This is a genomic window from Pectobacterium sp. 1950-15, assembly GCF_037136835.1.
GTDB lineage: Bacteria > Pseudomonadota > Gammaproteobacteria > Enterobacterales > Enterobacteriaceae > Pectobacterium.
Genome location: NZ_JBBBQR010000002.1, coordinates 122,431 through 138,824, shown reverse-complemented (window position 1 = coordinate 138,824; position 16,394 = coordinate 122,431). Strand labels below are relative to the sequence as shown.

Annotated in this window: 15 protein-coding genes and 1 pseudogene; 9 read left to right on the top strand and 7 right to left on the bottom strand. The window is 52.6% G+C overall.

All coding sequences use genetic code 11. The features are described 5' to 3' along the window. Positions 1-2 precede the first annotated feature (2 nt). The 6 genes from phnL to WCT94_RS02670 all read left to right on the top strand — a co-directional run bounded on the left by phnL (position 3) and on the right by WCT94_RS02670 (position 6,869). Positions 3-734 (top strand): phosphonate C-P lyase system protein PhnL, encoded by a 732-nt coding sequence (phnL, locus tag WCT94_RS02695; protein ID WP_336867803.1) that lies wholly within the window; start codon positions 3-5, stop codon positions 732-734. Beyond that, positions 724-1,860: an alpha-D-ribose 1-methylphosphonate 5-triphosphate diphosphatase gene (phnM, locus tag WCT94_RS02690; protein ID WP_336867801.1), complete on the top strand. Its 1,137-nt coding sequence runs from the start codon at positions 724-726 to the stop codon at positions 1,858-1,860. Before phnL ends, phnM begins: the two co-directional genes overlap by 11 nt. 2 nt (positions 1,861-1,862) lie before the next feature. Then, a complete protein-coding gene (gene phnN, locus WCT94_RS02685; RefSeq protein WP_205947133.1) occupies positions 1,863-2,432 on the top strand; it encodes a ribose 1,5-bisphosphokinase in 570 nt (189 codons plus the stop codon). A 71-nt stretch (positions 2,433-2,503) separates the two neighbouring features. Then, positions 2,504-3,256 (top strand): phosphonate metabolism protein PhnP, encoded by a 753-nt coding sequence (phnP, locus tag WCT94_RS02680; RefSeq protein ID WP_442955471.1) that lies wholly within the window; start codon positions 2,504-2,506, stop codon positions 3,254-3,256. A gap of 314 nt (positions 3,257-3,570) precedes the next feature. After that, positions 3,571-5,895 carry an autotransporter family protein gene (locus WCT94_RS02675; RefSeq protein ID WP_336867797.1) on the top strand — a complete coding sequence of 775 codons (2,325 nt, stop codon included), beginning with the start codon at positions 3,571-3,573 and terminating at the stop codon, positions 5,893-5,895. 146 nt (positions 5,896-6,041) lie between these two features. Continuing rightward, positions 6,042-6,869 (top strand): alpha/beta hydrolase, encoded by an 828-nt coding sequence (locus WCT94_RS02670; protein ID WP_336867795.1) that lies wholly within the window; start codon positions 6,042-6,044, stop codon positions 6,867-6,869. A gap of 157 nt (positions 6,870-7,026) precedes the next feature. Here WCT94_RS02670 and WCT94_RS02665 read toward each other — a convergent pair. Beyond that, positions 7,027-7,182: pseudogene (locus tag WCT94_RS02665) on the bottom strand (CcdB family protein); the annotation flags it as partial. 202 nt (positions 7,183-7,384) lie between these two features. Then, on the bottom strand, positions 7,385-7,648 hold the full coding sequence (locus tag WCT94_RS02660; RefSeq protein ID WP_336867793.1) for a DUF2798 domain-containing protein: 264 nt from the start codon (positions 7,646-7,648) through the stop codon (positions 7,385-7,387). Positions 7,649-7,777: 129 nt separating this feature from the next. Between WCT94_RS02660 and WCT94_RS02655 the strand changes: the two genes are divergently transcribed. Further along, on the top strand, positions 7,778-8,680 hold the full coding sequence (locus tag WCT94_RS02655) for a LysR family transcriptional regulator (protein ID WP_336867791.1): 903 nt from the start codon (positions 7,778-7,780) through the stop codon (positions 8,678-8,680). 78 nt (positions 8,681-8,758) lie between these two features. Here WCT94_RS02655 and WCT94_RS02650 read toward each other — a convergent pair whose 3' ends face one another. Next, positions 8,759-9,019, bottom strand: coding sequence for a helix-turn-helix domain-containing protein (locus tag WCT94_RS02650; protein WP_094433671.1), 261 nt, complete (start codon positions 9,017-9,019; stop codon positions 8,759-8,761). 103 nt (positions 9,020-9,122) lie between these two features. Then, a complete protein-coding gene (locus WCT94_RS02645; protein WP_336867788.1) occupies positions 9,123-9,383 on the bottom strand; it encodes a helix-turn-helix domain-containing protein in 261 nt (86 codons plus the stop codon). A gap of 120 nt (positions 9,384-9,503) precedes the next feature. Between WCT94_RS02645 and WCT94_RS02640 the strand changes: the two genes are divergently transcribed. Beyond that, positions 9,504-9,746 carry a helix-turn-helix domain-containing protein gene (locus WCT94_RS02640; protein WP_336867786.1) on the top strand — a complete coding sequence of 81 codons (243 nt, stop codon included), beginning with the start codon at positions 9,504-9,506 and terminating at the stop codon, positions 9,744-9,746. A gap of 207 nt (positions 9,747-9,953) precedes the next feature. Here WCT94_RS02640 and WCT94_RS02635 read toward each other — a convergent pair whose 3' ends face one another. Genes WCT94_RS02635 through WCT94_RS02625 form a run of 3 tightly spaced genes read right to left on the bottom strand, consistent with a single transcriptional unit; the run spans position 9,954 to position 12,931 of the window. Beyond that, positions 9,954-10,463, bottom strand: coding sequence for a GNAT family N-acetyltransferase (locus WCT94_RS02635; protein WP_336867784.1), 510 nt, complete (start codon positions 10,461-10,463; stop codon positions 9,954-9,956). A gap of 57 nt (positions 10,464-10,520) precedes the next feature. Beyond that, entirely contained in the window at positions 10,521-10,724 is a 204-nt protein-coding gene (locus WCT94_RS02630; RefSeq protein WP_336867782.1) for a hypothetical protein, read from the bottom strand. Continuing rightward, complete coding sequence (locus tag WCT94_RS02625; protein WP_336867777.1) at positions 10,721-12,931, bottom strand: penicillin acylase family protein; 2,211 nt, start codon at positions 12,929-12,931, stop codon at positions 10,721-10,723. The genes WCT94_RS02630 and WCT94_RS02625 overlap by 4 nt, the downstream gene beginning before the upstream one ends. Before the next feature lie 355 nt (positions 12,932-13,286). On the opposite strand from WCT94_RS02625, the gene WCT94_RS02620 reads away from it, so the two are divergent. After that, entirely contained in the window at positions 13,287-16,364 is a 3,078-nt protein-coding gene (locus WCT94_RS02620) for a type I polyketide synthase (RefSeq protein ID WP_336867775.1), read from the top strand. The last annotated feature ends 30 nt before the right edge of the window (positions 16,365-16,394 follow it).

Here is a 16,394-nt window from a genome sequence, read left to right as displayed (position 1 = left end):
TGATGGATACGCAATTACGCATCGAGAACGTTGATAAAACGTTCGTGTTATATAACCAGCAGGGCGCACGATTGCCGGTGTTCCACGACGTTAGCCTGTCCGTGAAAGGTGGCGAATGCGTGGCGCTGCACGGGCATTCCGGGAGTGGAAAATCCACCTTGCTGCGTTCCCTGTATGGCAACTATCAGCCCGATGGCGGCCACATCTGGATACGCCATCGCGAGCGCTGGGTCGATATCGTCAACGCGGATGCTCGCCATGTGCTGGAAATCCGCCGTGAAACCGTGGGCTGGGTCAGCCAGTTTCTGCGCGTTATCCCACGCATTAGCACGCTGAACGTGGTCATCCAGCCGTTACTGGAACGTGGCATGTCTCGTCAGGAAAGCGAGATTCGCGCCGGTGAATTGCTGACGCATCTGAACGTCCCCGAGCGGCTTTGGTCGCTCGCGCCGGCGACCTTTTCCGGCGGTGAACAGCAGCGTATCAATATTGCCCGTGGGTTTATTGGCGATTACCCGATTCTGCTGTTAGACGAACCGACAGCGTCGCTGGATGCCAAAAACCGACTGGCTGTCACACAGCTCATCAACAATGCGAAAGACAAAGGGTGTGCCATCGTCGGCATCTTTCACGATGACGAAGTGCGTCAGGAGGTCGCCGATCGCCTGTATACGATGTCGCTGCACACGGTGCCGGTAATTTCCAACGCTCAGGAGACCGCAAATGATCATTAATAACGTCAACATGGTGCTCGCACGGGAAATCGTTCATGGTTCACTGGAAGTGCGCAACGGTGTGATTCACCACATCAGCGACAGGCCCAGCCGTCATCCCGGTGCGTTGGATGGCGAACAGGCCTGGCTCCTGCCGGGGCTTGTCGAGCTACATACGGATAATCTTGATAAGTGTTTCACTCCGCGCCCCGGCGTTAACTGGCCTGCTGAAGCGGCGATGCGCAATCATGACTCGTTGATTATCTCCAGCGGGATCACGACCGTGCTGGATGCCGTTGCGGTAGGGGATGTGCGCGATGGCGGGCATCGGCTTGAGAACCTGCGACGCATGACGGATGCGGTACTGCACAGCCAGCAGCACGGCACCAATCGGGCGGATCACCATTTGCACCTGCGCTGCGAGCTGCCGCATCAGGATACGTTTCCCCTCTTTGAGCAGTTGGCGGATATTCCGCTGGTCGCGCTCGCGTCATTGATGGATCACTCCCCGGGGCAGCGGCAATTCTCCTCTCAGGAGAAATACCATCAGTATTACAAAGGTAAGTATCACCTGAATGACGAACAGATGGCCGCGTTTGAGGAGGAGCAACTGGCCGGTTCACGCCGCTGGTCGCAGCCTAATCGCGAGGCCATCGTCCGTCTTTGTCACGACAAAGGCATCACGCTGGCCAGCCATGACGATGCGACGCCGGAACATATCAGCGAAGCCCACCAGCATCGTGTGAGCATTGCCGAATTTCCCACTACCGCGATCGCGGCACAGCAGGCACATGGCGTCGGAATGAATGTACTGATGGGAGCGCCGAATGTCATCTGCGGCGGCTCGCACTCGGGCAATGTGTCAGCACATCATCTGGCGACGCTGGGCGTACTTCACATCTTGTCTTCGGACTACTATCCGGCCAGCCTGCTGGAGGCGGCGTTCATGATTGCAGAGGATGAACGCAATGATTACGACTTGCCGCGCGCGATCGCGCTGGTCAGCAGCAACCCCGCTCAGGCGCTGCAATTTGACGATCGCGGCTGCATTGAAGAAGGGCGGCGAGCTGACCTGCTGCTCGTCAAACGGCACGCGCCGCAAATGAAACTGATGCGCGTATGGCGTCAGGGCGTCCGGGTATTCTGATCATGCCGAAACTCATCTACCTCATTGGGCCTTCCGGCGCAGGCAAAGACAGCCTGCTGCGGGCGATTCGTCAACTGGCGCTGCCCCGACTGCTGGTGGCGCACCGGTACATTACCCGTCCCGCTGAAATACAAGGAGAGAACCACATTGCGCTGACCCCAGAAGAGTTTGCGATCCGCCAGCGGCTTGGTCTTTTCGCGCTCAACTGGCAGGCGCATCAGTGCGACTATGGCGTCGGGATAGAGATTGATGGTTGGCTACAGCGGGGAAGCTACGTCATCGTGAATGGCTCACGGGCTTACCTGAGTCAGGCGCGCGAGCGCTACGGCAATACGCTGTTTCCGATATGCCTGACCGTTTCTACATCGACACTGCGAGAGCGGTTATGCGCCAGAGGACGGGAAAGCGAACAGCAAATCGCCACGCGATTGCAGCGGGCGGAAGAGGAACAGAGCCGTTTACAAAGCGACTGTGTGTTATTGAATAACGATGGAGACCTGCAACGTACGTTATCCACCTTTCAGTCGCTGCTACCGTTCGACAGCGTTTGTGCGGCGCGCAGCGAACGATAGGCCGAGCGGCAAACGCACCAGAGAGCGGGAGAAAACCGATGGCAGCAAATAGGGCAGCAAATAGCGATGGGATCGTTTTTCACTTTCTGGGAACCGGCAGCGCGCAGCAGGTTCCCGCCTTTGGCTGTGAATGTGGGGTTTGCCAGCAAGCGCTGCGCGATGAAAAAAAACGGCGACGTGCCTGCTGTGCGGCCATCACGACACAAGACCGGGTCATCCTGATTGATGCCGGACTACCCGAACTCTCGCCGTATCTGCTTCCCTATCCGATCCGACATATTTTGCTGACCCACTACCATATGGATCATGTTCAGGGACTATTTCCCCTACGCTGGGGTTACGGCGAACGTATTCCTGTTTTTGGGCCACCGGATGAAGCGGGCTGCGACGATCTCTTTAAGCACCCAGGGATCCTGCATTTTCAACCGCCTCTGACACCTTTCCAGCCCTTCGAGCTGGACGACATCAGCATCACGCCGGTTCCCTTAATCCATTCCAAATTGACCTACGGTTACCTCATCCAGACGTCGACGCAGACGCTAGCCTACCTGACCGACACCATCGGCCTACCGCCCGAAACCGCTCAATTTCTCTCATCCCACACGCTGGACTATGCGATTGTCGATTGCAGCCACCCTCCCCAAACGATGCCACCGCGCAACCACAATGACGTCACCCGCGCGCTGGAAATCTTCACTCAGCTAAACCCCAAACAACTGTACCTGACCCACATTGGCCACGAGCTGGATCGTTGGCTCCAAACGCAAACGCTGCTGCCTGAGAATGTTCATGCGGCGTATGACGGGCTGGTGTTAGGGCTATAGGGGAAGGAGGGATTTATTGAATAAATCGCAGTGATGAACAAATGGGAAGAGCAAAAATTCATCATCTGCTACGAGGGTAACGTTTTATTTATTAAACAAAGTTGTTTCTTAATTGAAGAAAAGTAGAAACATGACGATATCATATAATCAACATTTAAGATTATTCTCATGCTTACTTGTTGTGTTTGGATATTTGGCGGATTGTTGATAATTAAAAACTATTGTTTTTCGATTAATCTCAGCACTTTAGCTATCACATCAGCGGAATGATGAAAAAAACACCATATTGATAATTTTTTCATGGAGTTGAAGTTATGACGTTTTCATCATTCAAAGTAAAACCTTTGGCGTTAGCTGTGGGGGCTGTCGTTGGATTAATGGCCTCTTATCCGGCGTTGTCAGCCTCGAATGATATTGTGGTATCAACAAGTACCACTGGCCTCACTCTGACGACGGGTAGTCACGCTTCCCTTGATTCGGTGGAAGTGACCAGTACGGGCGCACTGAGCGGTAGCTTCTATGGCATCAACAACAGCACCACCATTGGTAGCATTATCAATGCGGGCACGATCAGCGGTTCTGAAGGCCTCTTTTCCACGGGAACTATCGGCAGCATTATCAATAGCGGCTTGATTGAATCTTCTTGGGATGCGGCGCTCTGGGCGGAAGGAACGTCAAGTACCATCAACGCTATCGACAATAGTGGCACCATTAATGGTGCGGTTGCGGTGGTGGTTCAGGGCGGCGCACATTTAGGGACGCTCACCAACACCGGCACCATCAGTGGTAGCTATGGTATCGCCAATTTTGGCAGTGGAGGCACGATTGACCGTATCATCAATACCGGGCTTATCAATGCGAATACTGCTATTTACAACGTTTCAGGCACCTTTGGTCCTATAACCAACAGCGGCGTGATTGCTGGCGAGATCCATTCTGAGTCGGGATTGACCTTCAACGGTGGTGAGGGGACAACCTTTGGCACGTTGACGGGATATGATCAGGCGACTCAAGGCAACATTAATATTAGTAGCGGCGATCTGGTTTTCGCCTCTGGTAACCTGCTGTTGAACGACAACATCACCGTGCGTTCGGGTGTGATGTCCAATCAGGCGGCGGCATTGCAGATCAACAATACCGTTACCCTGAACGGCAACTATGTGCAAGGCAGCGATGCCAGCCTGTTGATTGGCGTCGCGGATGATGCGGTGGCAACGGGGGATATCACCACCGACAGCGGTTACGGACGTCTGGTTGTTTCCGGCACGGCCAATATTGCCAGCGGCTCTACGGTATCTCTGGTTAGCCTGAATAACTATGCGTTTGCCAATGGGCAGCGCTATGTGGTGGCGCAGGCTGCAGCAGAAGGCACCGAGTATAATGCCAGCAGCCTGAATTATCTGGCCAGCGGCTATAACGGTGCGATCACGGGCAGCGCGCAGACTGACAGCGTTAACAGCGACCTGAGCGATCTGGTGGTCACGCTTGGCACTTCCGGCCCTTCCCGCAACGCCACAACCGGCAATGCGATCTCCTCGATCAATGGCCTGTTTAATTATGGCGGCACGAATACGTCACTGCTGAATGTATTCAATGCCAGCGCTGCGCTAAGTTCCAGTGAGGAAGCCAACCGTGCAGGCGCTCGACTGAGCCCGGCTGCGGTGGCCTCTGCATCCGCGCAGGCGTCTTCCGCTCCAACCAACGCCATCCTGAATGTGGTTTCCCAACGTGCGGATGCGATTCGTGTTTCGGGTGGCAGCAGCGGCGTTGCTACGGGTGAAGGCGACAGCGATGTGGTGATGTGGGGCCAGGGTTTTGGCGGTAAAGCTAATCAAGGGCAACGTAGTGATGTTTCCGGTTACGATGCGCGCTTTGGCGGCTTGTTGATCGGTGCGGATGGCGCGGTCAGCGACAGTTGGCGTCTGGGTGGGCTGGGCAGTTATGCAGCGACTAACGTGGATAGCACCGGTGATAATGACGGTAGCACCGTACGGATCAAATCCTATGGTCTGTTCGGCTATGCGAATTACGAGGGGCGTCCCTGGTTCCTTAACCTGTCCACTGGCGTGGTGCGTCATCAGTATGATACCCAACGTCTGATTGACTTTAGCGGCTTTAGTGGCAATGCCACAGGGTCGTTTAACGGTATGCAATATGTCGTTTCTGGCCAGACGGGCTATCCGTTCAAACTGGGAGCGACAGAGACGACGCTGACGCCGATTGCTGGTTTGACCTACAGCATCCTCAAGCAGCAAGGTTATACCGAATCGGGTGGCAATGGGGCGGGCTTAACGGTAGGTGATGCGACCTCTACGTCTCTCAAAAGCGATGTGGCATTGAAACTGGATCGTCGTATTGCGCTGTCGGGTGGTGAGGTGCAGCCGTTTATTCAACTGGGATGGCGCCATGAGTTCCACGATGATGCGATGCAATCCGCTGCCAACTTTGCTGCTGATAGCTCCGGCTCAACGGATTTTGTCACTACCGGTTCTCGTCCGGTGGCTGACAGCGGCGTATTGTCGGTTGGGACGACGATCGTGAGCCAACGTAACCTGAGCCTGACTCTCAAATACACAGGGGAAGCGGCTCGTAGCTACGAAAGTCATTCCGGCAACCTGCAAGTACGCTGGCAGTTCTAACGCTGTTTTTCCAGGCGGGTGATATCCCGCCTGGATACTTTTTTGTTTTGATCACGGCGTGAGGTGTGATCAAATAGACGTACATATCATCATTACCCGCTTGTGCCAAAACTCACCGTCGATGCTGCGTTGCCACGGAGTTTGAATTGAAAATCACCCGGCTGCTTGTGCTGTTTTCTACGCTGGCAATCGGCTGTACCAGCGATCCGCAACGCCATGCGGATGAGATAGCGCAGGTAGCCGGTTTGCAGCGCGAAACACTGCCTGTTTCTCCTTTTGTCCTGACCACCTATACGCGTATCACACGTACCGATCGACCACTGAATATCTACATTGAAGGGGATGGACGGGCATGGCGTACCCGCAATCTTCCAGCCGATGATCCTACGCCGCGTCGGGCTTTAGGGCTGAGTCTGGCGGCAGCGGATCGCGCCGCTAACGTGGTTTATATCGCACGTCCCTGCCAATTTACGCCATCGTCTGTTAATCCGGCGTGTCAGCCTGATTATTGGACTGACAAACGCTTCGCGCCGGAAGTGATTACGGCGATGGATCGGGCCATCACGCACTACGCGGCAAAAGTTCCCACACAGTCTATTGTGCTGACGGGCTATTCTGGCGGGGGAGCCGTAGCGGTGCTCGTTGCGGCACGGCGTCATGATATCGCGCTGTTGCGTACGGTGGCGGGTAACCTCGATCATGACGCGGTAAATCAGTTTCACGGAGTATCATTGATGCCGGGATCTCTCAATCCGCGTGATGTCGCGAAGCAGGTTGCGGCTATTCCACAATGGCACTTTAGCGGAGAAGATGACCGCATTGTACCGCCCTTTGTTGCGGAGCATTTTGCTCGCGCAGTGGGGGAATGCGCTCAGGTGCGTCGTATCCCCGGTATAGGGCATGAAGGGGATTGGGCTTCGCTCTGGCCGTCACTGATAAACCTGCGAACACCATGCCAGCGCAGCAACCCATGATGGGATGATTAAGTGGCGTCAATATAAGGCCGTGTGGATTACTGTAGCAGTCAGAGACGTGGTAAGTATCCCGTCAAAGCGAACCATTCACTTTTGAGCTCTTCCAACATACTGATTGTATCTGCTTATATGTAAGATAAGGCTCGCTTCGAAAACGCTAAATACCCTTTTCAAATACCCAAAACATAAGATTAATAGCAGCCTTTATCTCATTGGCACACTCGCCAAGATCCGCGATCTCTTCACCAATAACTTCAACGGGAACACTCGATAGTTCCGTTGTCATCAGCCGATAATCTTCGCTGTTGATGCGATTCGATACCTGACCCACATCGGCCACGAACTGGAGCACTGGATCCAAACGCAAATGCTGCTGCCTGAGAATGTCCATGCGGCCTATGACGGACTGGTGCTGGGGGGAGAGATAGGGGATCGTCGGCGAGCGGTTTCAAAGCGAACAGGTAACATAGATGTGCCATCAATAATGATGGCAGTGTTCTGTGTTAGAGCATGACTCAGTGACCGTGAACAGTCAGTCCTACCAAGCGGGTAACAATAGGGCGGACAATCAGTATGCAAACAAAAGCAGTTGGCATGGCAACCTGATAAGCATTCATCACATTTTCCATGTAATGTGGCCCCATTCCAAATTCGGCCAGAATGATGACCAGACACATTAGAAATGCCATGATGGTCGCCATATAAAGAGCAAATACGTAGGGTAAAGTGTGCTTAGGGAAGCGGAATCTCGGGGTATTTTTAGCAACAGTATTAGTCATCAAGTTATCCTGGTTAACAACGGTTAGTAAAACGGTTGCTAACCTATCAAGCTAACCAAGATGGTAGTAGAGCAGCTGTGCTTTAATCATTATTAAATAAAAGTAACGAATCAAGCGTTGGGGGATAATATGGATGTGTTAGGGCTGATTAGCAATTTTATCCGCGTGGTGGAGAACGGCAGTATCGCCGCGGCGGCACGAGCTAAAGGCATGAGTCCGGCGGCGGTAAGCCAGAGCCTTTCACGGCTTGAGACACATTTGGGCGTGCGCCTGATATCACGCACCACTCGTAGCATGACATTAACCGAAAACGGTAAACGTTATTTCGAGAAAGTACGTCATATTCCACATGATATCGAGCTCGCCTCGCAGGCTGCGGCGAGTGAGACCAAACTGCAGGGTCCGCTTTGCATCGCGACGACTGCCGCGTTTGGTCGGTACGTTATCGCTCCACTGATGCCTGCTTTCAAAGCGTCTTTCCCCGATATTGATATCGAACTGATTAGTACCGATCGCAACGTCAACCATCGGTTGGAAGGCGTTGACGTCAGCATCCGCGTCGAGGCACAGCTGAACGATCAACTGATTGCCAGAAAAATCGCATCGCTGCCATTTTTCTTCTGCGCGGCCCAGGCTTATCTGGATCGAGCGGGCACCCCTCAGACTCCCGAAGAACTTAGCCAGCATGCTTGCCTAGTTTTCCGCTATCCCACAGATGGACGTTTTCTTCCCTGGACATTTATGGTCAATGGACAAGCTGTTAACGTGAAACTCAACCCTAAATTTATCAGTGATGATATTGATATCATTGCGAAAATAGCAGTAAACGGAGGCGGTGTTACCCGTTTGGCAAGCTTTGTTGCCCAGCCGTTGATAGACAGTGGCCAACTCACGCCTTTGTTCTGCTCAGACCGCAGTAACGGTAACCACGTAAAGTCTTTACCGATGAATATCTATGCCTGTGTCAATGAACGTTCGGCACTTAATTCAAAGGTAAGAGCATTTATTGCGTTTTTAGAAGCTGAGATTTAAGACGAGGACGCAGCGATTTTCTGCGTGAATAGAGTTAAAGGTAGGATCACATATTCTGATGCTTTATATTTCAATATATTAAAGATTACTTGACCACTTTTTATAGCTTTTCAGTATGATTTCAGCAAATTCATCATCAACCGTATAAAAATAACATTCTGGCACATTAAGCACCTTAGCAAATGCGCACATCATCTCAAATGTTGGGCGATGTATACCGCTTTCATATTGTGATATGCGAGAACGTGCCGTAGCTTCCTCAATACCAGCTAGTACGCCTAACTTTTCTTGAGTGAGATTTGCTCGTAGGCGAGCAGTTTTAAGGCGAATGGGCAGCATAATGGCACCATCAATAAGGATATTGATAGCATGTTTAGCACTACTTTACATGTGGGTTGCTTAGACTTCCTGAACAATAGAGGAGGGGATTTATTTGCATTCGTTAATAATGACCCTGATGTTTAAGGTAAAGAGCTAGCACCATCTCAGCAAAATCATCGTTAACGGTGTAAAAGTAGCATTCCGGCACATTAAGCACCTTTGCAAATGCGCACATCATTTCAAATGTTGGGCGATGTATTCCTCCTTCATACTGAGACACGCGAGAACGCGCAGTTTCTTCCTCAATGCCTGCAAGAACTCCTAATTTTTCCTGAGTGAGATTTGCCCGTAGTCGGGCGATTTTGAGACGAGCAGGAAGCATTCATTACACCATCAATGATCATACATTGACTTAGTGTTTAGCATTACTTAACATCGTGGTTGTTTAGAGTTACTGAACAAAGCGTGTTTAATGTGAAGCCATAGAATAAGGATCATTGAGATGATTGATAAGGATTGGCATCCGGCAGACATTATTGCTGGCTTGAGGAAGAAAGGCACAACGCTGGCGGCGGTTTCAAGGGCATCAGGATTAGCGTCTTCAACACTTGCTAACGCGTTGACAAGACATTGGCCGAAAGGTGAGAGATTGATTGCTTGTGCATTGGGAAAGCAGCCGGAGGAGATCTGGCCGTCACGCTATCAAGGTATGAGCCCGAATCATGGGGAAAGGGAGGCGAGATAGCACGCTCGCAGAGAACCGAACTCGGTTCAGAACTCAATCCCCCAAACGCAAAAAACCAGCCGTTAGGCTGGTTTCTTTAAATGAGTGGTGCCCGGACTCGGACAAACGCCGGAGGCGTTGAACAGCGCACTTGTCGCGCTGGCTCTGAAATAGAGGGGATTGTTGAAACCATTCGCAAATGCTCTACCCACTGACTCTACGTCGCCTTTATTCGAGTAATTTATAAAAAAAGGTTGTGCCATCGAGTGTACCTGCGGAGCTGCGGGCAAACTGTGGGATTTGGCCTGCTTCCTGATAGCCTAATTTACGATACAAAATGGAGGCGGTGTCATTAGTGCGAGTATCCAGCACCAATAAGGTGCGCTGATTGGCTTGCGCCTGATGTTCTACTTCAGCCATTAATTGCTGTGCAATGCCGCGTTGGCGAAATGCCGTATGCACCATCAGTTTTTCCACTTCAGCACGGTGGATGCCGTTTTTCTTTGGGCAATAGCTAATCTGCACTGCACCTGCGATGTGCCCCGCTTCACGCGCAATCAATAACGTACGACCGCCCTCAGCCAGATCGGCGGCGACCCCCCGCCAGTAACGTTCTGCTTCACCGGACTCCAGTGGCGCAAGGAAACCGATGGATGCACCACTTTCCACACAATCATTCAGTAAGGTCACTAATTCATCACTGCTTTCTGACAGCGTACTCAATTGCTCAATTTTCATTATGTCCTCACTGTTTTCATTGAATAATTACCAAAGCGCTAAATAGCAACCTCTTGTCTATGTCACGTGCAGCGAGACGACCATTGTGCTGGACTCCGGGCAATGGGTCAGGCTGCCGACAATACTTTTTAGTCTGTTCAGTTTGTACTGCTGACCGTTAAACAGGGCAGCAAGCGTGGCCTGAACAGCTGTAAATCCTGTCGTACCCGCGGTGAAACCCGTCCGCTCATACACCGTTGCTGAAAGACGGGGAAGTATCACTTTACCTCTCTTTCAGGGACGAGCTGCAAGGTATGACGAGGTTCTCCAGCAACAAGCGCACGCGGTGTGCCGTGGTACCAACTGTCGAAACTGTCGAGAAACCATGTGCTGAGCGGATGCCCGCTCTGGCCACTGAGCAACGAAAGCGTCGCGTTAGTTTCGTCTCCCGGCGACACAATAAGTCGCTCAGAGGCGCCGAAGGCGGGTTTACTGACGTGTGGCACATGATGATCGCCGGATTGAGGTAGCGCGGGGGCAGACAGCCAACGCCGCAGAAATGGAAGTGCCTGCGCAATCGGATGCTCAATACGCACGGCGTTCAACTCTCCCCAGCGTGCCTGATCCAGCGGTTTCTGGTCGCTGATGATTTGCAATGCACTATCAAGTTGTTGCAGAGAGAAATCAGCCCAATCGGTATACCCCTTTGGCACCCAAGCTATTGTGTTACTTTCCATTAAACGCATCACGCTTTCATCCCAGCGCGTATTGGCACGTAGGTAGCTGGCTTTATGCCATTGCTGTCCCAACTGTTTATCCAGGCCAGCAAACACCCCTTGATAAAGGGCTTCCCGCCAGGCTGCCAACACCGTATAGCCTACAGAATCGGCACTGGCGTAGCCTGACCATTGCGTGATGGCAGAAAGAGCCTGAGCGCGCGGTGTCCCTGCTTTGGGGTGACTGGCTTGCAAGAGGGGTAACAGTAAATCACGCCAGGTGCTCATCAGCACGGCGCTATCATCGAACTGAATATTACGCATATCGCTGTGGCTTAACCGATCGGTGCGCATGAGTTGTCGCTTGATTTCAAACGCACGTGGTCCCATATCGGCACCACCATCGTTGTAGGCGTCACTGCCAGCTGCAAAGCTCTGGCGATTATTGGCTGTCCAAATAATGCCATCTGGAGGATCAATTTGTTGTGGGTAACGTGATGCAGGCAGCGGCGTGCTAGCCCAGTCCTGGCTGGCCTGCGCAGGAAGCGGAAAACTGCTTTGTTCTCCCACGGTCGTCCGGTCTGGAATCCAGCCTGCCAATGTCCAGCCTATGTGTCCTTGATCATCGGCAACCAGCAGGTTTTGCACCGGCAGACCAAAATGTGGCGCTGCCTGTACCGCATCGGCTACCGATGGGCTCTCCGATAGCGGCAGAAAATCCATATTTACCGCACCTGGCAAGCTGCCTATCCAGCGCATGGCCATATCACCCAATGGTGTTGTGAAGGCTGGCCCCCAGGGGCTAAGGTGCACATCAAGTTGTTCCGGCTGGCCGTGACTAACGGCCAGTATTTCACGACGCAGCGGGTATGACGTGGTGTGCTGTGGTAGTTTTACCCAGTCGAAGGTGTCGATATAGGCATTGGTAAATCCCCATGCAATATGTCCATTGCTACCCGACACTATCACTGGCAGGCCCGGCAGTGTAATGCCTGACTGCTGACTCATTAGTCCATTATCCATCTGATAGTGTAAGGTGGCCTGATACCATAATGTGGGCAGCATCAGCCCCTGATGCGTATCATTTGCCAGCATTGCCTTGCCACTTTTACTGCGATTGCTGCTCACTAACCAGCCGTTACTGCCTTTCATCTCTTCACTAGGGAGAGGCTGTGAAGTAAGAGGGGATGTCCCCCACCAGGTTGGCGGGAACGGGGGAATGGCGAAGGGGGCGGGAGGTTGCCCTAACAGCGGTGTATCCCAGCGGCTGGATACGGGTAGCAGAAACGCGGTTTGTGCTGCACTGCTGTGTTCCGCTATCCAGCCACGAGCATATTCCCGTTCCACCTGACTCCCTTGCGAATCGAGATAGAATGCGTAAATGGCAAGCAGTGAGTCCTCTTCTTGCCAACGTTGTGCTTTTTCCCGCAGCAGCCAGTATTCAAAAGGGCGACTTCCTAGACCCATCAAGCCAGCATTTACCCCTGCGGTGTACTGCTCCAACAGTATTCGTTGAGCGGCAGGTAAATGGTTTACCGCTTCTCTTGCTTTTTCCCGCAATAGCCAAGGACGATGGCGACGATCTCTTGGCAATAAGCCTGGCCCTAAAAGGGCGGCTAATTCTCCCGCAGCACTGCGCCGCAGCAGATCCATCTGAAAAAAACGATCCTGTGCATGGGCATAGCCGAGCCCAAAGCTGGCGGATGCTCTGTCGTCTGCCTTGACGGTGATTACACCACGCTCGTCACGTGTCAGTGTGATCTGGCTGTTCAATGTTTGGAGCCTGACCGTACCTTCGGTCTTAGGTAAGCTTCGGTAGAATAATACAAACACCGTTGCGATGATTATTAGCAAAAGAATCAGAAATCCCACCAAAAAGCAGCGCAATATTTTTTTAATCATTGGTAAGTAGAAATAACACACCGGATTTTTTTTCATAAGGTTAATTTATATTTTGTAGTGGTTTTAACTGTCGATGATTAATTGTTTTTGTTTTATATCAGTCCGTTAATAAATAACACTATAAATGTTATATAAAAGGCCTTTATTTTTATGTTGATTAATTGTAGCTTTTTTACTCTGAAAGTTAAGGAATGGTTATAATACAACTTACCAGAGGAAGTATCCTGTGTCTCAACTGAACGGTAATGAAGTTGCCATTATTGGTATGAGTGGTCGGTTCCCCGGCGCGCCTGATCTTGCCGCGTTTTGGCAAAATCTTTGTCATGGACAGGAGAGCATCACGTACTTTGATGATGCGACATTGCGTGCAAATGGGGTGGCAGAGAAACAGCTGGCCGATAGAGATTACGTTCGCTCTGGGTTTTGTTTGGATGGCATTTCGCAATTTGATGCCGAATTTTTTCAGCTCACTCCGCGTGAAGCACAGATCCTCGATCCACAACAGCGGCTCTTTCTGGAATGTTGCTGGCATGCGTTGGAACACGCTGGGCATGTGCCTGAGCGCTATGATGGACGCATTGGAGTCTATGCTGGGGTCTTTTCCAGCAGCTATTTGTTGAATATCTATAGTCAGCCCGGTTTGATCGCTTCTTTGGGCGAAATGGCGGTGCGCCATGGCAATGAGAAGGATTATCTCACCACCCGGCTCTCATATAAGCTCAATCTGCGTGGCCCGAGTATCGCGATTCAGACTTCTTGCTCAACCTCGCTAGTCGCAGTACATACTGCGGTACAGAGCCTGTTAGCAGGCGAATGTGATATGGCGATTTCTGGCGGTGTATCCGTGCTGGCGGATCAAGAAACAGGCTATCCGTGGCAGACAGGAGGTTTGCTGTCGCCGGATGGGCACTGCCGCCCCTTTGATGCCGATGCGGCGGGTACGGTATTTGGTAATGGCCTCGGCGTGGTGGTGTTAAAACGGCTGGAAGAGGCTGAACGGGATGGCGACACCGTCTATGCGGTGATCAAAGGCAGCGCCATTAATAATGATGGCGCAAATAAGGTTGGCTTTACCGCTCCCAGCGTGCAGGGTCAGGCTGAAGTGATCGCTGAGGCGCTCAGCATGGCAGAGGTATCGGCAGAAACCATTCAATTGGTGGAAGCGCACGGTACGGGCACGCCACTTGGCGATCCGGTTGAAATTGAAGCGCTGACCCGCGTTTGGCAGTCGCAAACATCGCGTAAAGGCTATTGCGCACTCGGATCAGTGAAAGGCAATGTGGGGCATTTGGGAGCTGCGTCGGGTATTGCCGGGCTGATCAAAGCCACACTGGCCTTACACCATAAGCAACTCCCTCCGACCATCAACTTTACCCGCCCTAACCCCAATATCCCTTTCGAGCAGACGCCGTTTTATCCTCACACTACCCTCGCGTCCTGGGGGGAAACGGACGAACATCCACGCCGTGCCGCGGTCAGTAGCTTCGGTATGGGGGGAACCAACGCGCATCTGATTCTGGAAGAAGCACCGAAAAAAGCATCACAGGTAGGCTCTGATGATGAGGTGCGCCTGCTGACGCTATCAGCCCGCAGTAAGGCGGCATTACAGCAAGCTGTTGCTGAACTGGCAGATCATTTACATCAGCAGCCAGCGACCCACTTACAGGATGTGGCCCACACGCTGCGTGAGGGGCGACAAACCTTCGACTGGCGAGCAACAATTACCGCCAGCACCATAGAACAGGCACGAGAAAAACTCCAACGCGGGCTCAACAAACCTTCGCAGGCGCTGGCGTCACCCGAAGTGGCGTTACTGTTTCCGGGTCAGGGATCGCAGTACTGGGGGATGGCTCAGCAACTCTATCAGACGTTGCCCACGTTTCGTGATGAAATCAGCCACTGTTTCAGCATCTTGCGGGATCAATTCGGTCTTGACCTACACCCTCTGATGGCGCAAAGCACGCCAGATGATGCGCAACTGGCGTGGTTAAACAGCACGGCGGTGACGCAACCTGCGCTGTTCTGTATTGAATATGCGATGGCGCGCACCATACAGGCGCAAGGGGTGAAGGTCAGTCATATGCTGGGACACAGCGTGGGCGAACTGGTGGCGGCGACGCTCTGTGGTGTGTTCACCCTCGATGCGGCTCTGACTCTGGTAGCAACGCGTGGTCAGTTAATGCAACGGGCAGAACCGGGGAGGATGTTATCCGTATCGTTGGCGGAGGCGCCGCTTACTGCTTTGCTGCGGGACTGGCCAGCACTTTCACTGGCGGCGGTTAATGGACCTGAGTTGTCGGTAGTCGCGGGTCCTGACGTGGAGATTACTGCTCTCCAGCAGGCGCTAAACGATTCTGGTGTAAGCACCCGATTGTTGATGACGTCCCATGCCTTCCACTCGGCGATGATGGATCCGATATTGGACTCCTTTGAGGCCGCGGTTGAAAAATGCCAACGTCATCCCCCTGTAGGGCGTTGGATTTCTAACCTGACAGGTCGAGAAATTACGCCTGAGGAGGCGATTAGCCCACGTTACTGGCGTGACCATTTGCGGAGTACTGTGCAGTTTAATCGGGGACTTCAGCAATTGCTGGCTCGCCCTGATGTGGTACTGGTGGAGTGTGGGCCTGGCACGGTACTTACCAGCTTGGCACAGGCGCAAATGCGGTTACTTAACCCGCAGCGTGCAGTGGCACTTTCTCGTCATCCCAAAGAAAAAAGTAGCGATATGCACGCCTGGCTGACAGGTATTGGTCTGCTGTGGTCTCACGGCGTGCCGCTTAACTTGCCGGAAACGCAAGGACAACGTATCGCTTTGCCGGGTTATCCGTTTCAGCGGCAACATTACTGGATTGAACGTATTTATCCTCATCACGCGACAACGGCGGCCACGGCGTTAGACGTGGGGGCTGCGTCAGCGACGGCTACTGATGATACGGGAACCGTCGCTCAATCTTACGCGCAGGCTGAAGGGACTGAGGTACGTGTGGCCGCCATATGGCGGGAACTGTTCGGCATGGACAACATCCAGCATGACGATGATTTTTTTGCTCTCGGTGGCACTTCGTTAGTGGCGATTCAGCTGATTTCACAGGTGCGGGAGTTGTGGGGCGTCGAACTCAGTATTGAAGTGTTATTTGAAGATCCCACGATCCGTGGCATTGCGGCACAAATTGACTCGGCGCAGGCCGGACAGCCATCGGTTGAGGCTACCGCAGAAGCAGAAGATCCTGAGATGGCAGAGCTATTACGCCTGACAGAGGGGTTGTCACTGGAAGAGCTCAACGCAAAGTTGAGCGGGTAATCACGCGGCAAGGATGCAGCCAACAATAAC